The 2,486-nt window shown below is 63.3% G+C and carries 6 protein-coding genes; all 6 read right to left on the bottom strand.

Translation table 11 applies throughout. The features are described from left to right. On the bottom strand, nucleotides 1–261 hold a 261-nt coding region (locus J0I64_RS00280), incomplete at its 3' end, for a 2Fe-2S iron-sulfur cluster-binding protein (RefSeq protein WP_291405313.1). Nucleotides 262–324: 63 nt separating this feature from the next. Then, the gene (locus J0I64_RS00275) at nucleotides 325–645 is read right to left on the bottom strand and encodes a hypothetical protein (protein WP_291405311.1); all 321 of its coding nucleotides are present in this window, start codon (nucleotides 643–645) and stop codon (nucleotides 325–327) included. After that, nucleotides 642–1,073: a DUF3052 domain-containing protein gene (locus tag J0I64_RS00270; RefSeq protein ID WP_291405309.1), complete on the bottom strand. Its 432-nt coding sequence runs from the start codon at nucleotides 1,071–1,073 to the stop codon at nucleotides 642–644. Before J0I64_RS00270 ends, J0I64_RS00275 begins: the two co-directional genes overlap by 4 nt. A 2-nt stretch (nucleotides 1,074–1,075) precedes the next feature. Next, nucleotides 1,076–1,618: an AprI/Inh family metalloprotease inhibitor gene (locus J0I64_RS00265; RefSeq protein WP_291405307.1), complete on the bottom strand. Its 543-nt coding sequence runs from the start codon at nucleotides 1,616–1,618 to the stop codon at nucleotides 1,076–1,078. Beyond that, nucleotides 1,615–1,794 carry a hypothetical protein gene (locus J0I64_RS00260; RefSeq protein WP_291405305.1) on the bottom strand — a complete coding sequence of 60 codons (180 nt, stop codon included), beginning with the start codon at nucleotides 1,792–1,794 and terminating at the stop codon, nucleotides 1,615–1,617. The genes J0I64_RS00265 and J0I64_RS00260 overlap by 4 nt, the downstream gene beginning before the upstream one ends. Before the next feature lie 13 nt (nucleotides 1,795–1,807). Further along, the coding region (locus tag J0I64_RS00255) for an FAD-binding protein (protein WP_291405303.1) at nucleotides 1,808–2,486 on the bottom strand (679 nt) is incomplete at its 5' end.

Genomic DNA, 2,486 nt, shown 5'->3' with positions numbered 1-2,486 from the left:
CGAGCCGCAAATGCCTTCGCGGCAGGAGCGGCGCAGGGTCAGGGTCGGATCGACCTTGTTCTTGATGTACAAGAGAGCGTCGAGAATCATCGGGCCGCAATCGTTGAGATCAACGAAATAGGTATCGATGCGCGGATTCTCGTTCTTGTCCGGATCGTAGCGGTAGATGTGGAACTCGCGGAGGCGCGTGGCGCCCTCCGGCTTAGCCCAGGTCTTGCCCTTCTGCGGCCGGTCGGCCTTGCCCAAAGTCAGTTCGGCCATTTTCTCAACTCTTTCTTCGTAAGCGCCGCTCAACCCGGCGCAAATTCATGTGTCGCTACGAACTCAGTAGTTCGGCTTGCAGACCTGGTTCGATTTGGCGACGTAGGTATTGTAGGCGTCGTAGTCGCCCGACCTGGGCGAACCGCCCTTCATCGAGGAAATGACGACGCCCATGAAGCGCTCGTCGATCAGCGTCATGGCCGCGTCGGCCTTGCAGCCGCAAAGCGTTGCATCCTGGGCGATGCCCATGCAGACCGAATAGAACTCTTGCTTCTGCGCGGCCGTGGGCGCCGCGGCGAAGGCGGGCAAGGCACCGGCGACGAGGATCGGCAGGGCCAGGATCAACTTGTGCATGGTCACTCCATCGAGCGTGGTGAAATTCATCTTGCATCCTTCCGGATGACGAGCTTGAGGCCGGACCAGACCTCGTCGACGGCGCAGACCTTTACGTCGACAAGGCCGAGCGGCAGGACGATCTCGCGGATCGTGTCCTCGGTGATATCAGTTGGGACCTTGCTGGCTTTTTTCGGCCAGCTCACCCAGATCATGCCATCACGGGCGATCAGCCCCATCAGCGGCTGGGCCAGCTTCTCGAGCACGGCGCGGCTGGCGGTGAAGAGGTGAATGAAGTTGTAGCCCTGCTGCGCATCGCCGAGCTGCTCCACAGTGAGGTGGGAGGATTCGGCAAAGGCGCGGGCGGTGGTGAGGTCGGCCAGGGATATCGGCAGGTCGATGAAGAGCGCACGAAACCCGTCCTTGAGACCCAGTTTCTGCGCCAGGGGCGTACCCGAATATCCCGCTGTCTCGCTCATGTTCAGACCCCGCCCCGGCTGAGCTTTACGGTCGGGGGGCCAAACATGGTATTGACCGTGCCGACATAGGCGCCGGCATTGTCGGCGATGAGCTGGCCGCGCAGCTGGCCCGAGCCATCGGTCAGGACGACGCCATTGCCCGCAACCATCCAGCCGGAAATGGCAGAGAATTCGTTGGAGCAGAAGCCGGCCTTGCTCGCCTGCAACGCGCCGGTAGCGCCGCCTAGCGGGGTGATGGCAAAAGACAGGGTGCAGGAGCGCGCATAGCTATCCGACAGGGTCCAGTTGCCGAGCATGGCATTGGTCATGGCCGGAGACGCGGGGGCATTGCCGACAGAAAAGCTGCCGCCGGTGACGACGCGTTGCCCGGTCGAAGGATCGACCTGGCTGGTGGTCGTCGACACGCCGCCATTGGAATAGGTGGTCTGCTGCGTCTGGCCGAAGCTACCGGGAGCCGGCGTCGCATTCGACGCCATGGAGAGCGAGCCGGTGGAACAACCGGCAAGGGCAAGGATAGCGGCAGAGGCGAGAAGCGCTCGGATCATGGCGCAGCCTTCTTCGCCGGCGCTGCCGCGACGGGCGGCGCCTGGCGATCGAGAGGGGCATGCTTGTGCGGCACCGGCTTTGCTGCCGGCACCGCCTTGCCATAGGTCGAGTAAAAGGCGGCCGCGAGCGCGTCGCGGTCGTCTGCCTCACCAAAAGCCTGGCACTGCTCGCACATGGCTTTTCCTGCCTTAGTAGACGCGCGCCTTGGGCGCGATCTTCTTGAGGTCGATGCCGCCCTGGTCATAGGGGGTCAACGGGTCGACGATCACCGGGCGATAGGAGAGGTCCACCTTGCCGGTTTCGATATCGACCAAGGCAAGGGTGTGCTTGCGCCATTCGACGTCGTCGCGGTTGGGGAAATCTTCATGCGCATGGGCGCCGCGGCTTTCGTGGCGGGCTTCGGCTGAAACCACGGTCGCCATGGCGCAGGCCATGAGGTTTTCGAGTTCGAGCGTTTCGACGAGGTCCGAATTCCAGATCAGTGAGCGATCGGTGACCTTCACATCGCCAAGGCGCGAATAGATTTCGGTCATGGCGGCGACGCCATTCTTGAGCGAGGCATCGGTGCGGAACACGGCGGCATCGGCCTGCATGGTGCGCTGCATCTCGTCGCGCAGCTTTGCCGTCGGCTGCGAACCGTTGGCATTGCGCAGGCGATCGAAGCGAGCGAGGATTTTTGCGTCCTCGGCCTTGTTGATGCCCGGGATCGGCGCGGCCTTGTCGATGACCTGGCCGGCGCGGATGGCGGCGGCGCGGCCAAAGACCACAAGGTCAGTGAGCGAGTTCGAACCGAGACGGTTGGCGCCATGCACGGAAGCACAGGCCGCTTCGCCCACGGCCATGAGGCCCGGCACGATACGGGTGGGA

Source organism: Devosia sp. (genome assembly GCF_017307565.1).
Lineage (GTDB): Bacteria > Pseudomonadota > Alphaproteobacteria > Rhizobiales > Devosiaceae > Devosia.
This window is presented reverse-complemented; position numbering and strand designations above follow the sequence as displayed.

What these genes read in the sequence shown, in the direction of transcription:
- J0I64_RS00275 (WP_291405311.1), bottom strand. Translation starts at nt 645, where the DNA reads ATGAATTTCACCACGCTCGATGGAGTGACCATGCACAAGTTGATCCTG.
- J0I64_RS00270 (WP_291405309.1), bottom strand. Translation starts at nt 1,073, where the DNA reads ATGAGCGAGACAGCGGGATATTCGGGTACGCCCCTGGCGCAGAAACTG.
- J0I64_RS00265 (WP_291405307.1), bottom strand. Translation starts at nt 1,618, where the DNA reads ATGATCCGAGCGCTTCTCGCCTCTGCCGCTATCCTTGCCCTTGCCGGT.
- J0I64_RS00260 (WP_291405305.1), bottom strand. Translation starts at nt 1,794, where the DNA reads ATGTGCGAGCAGTGCCAGGCTTTTGGTGAGGCAGACGACCGCGACGCG.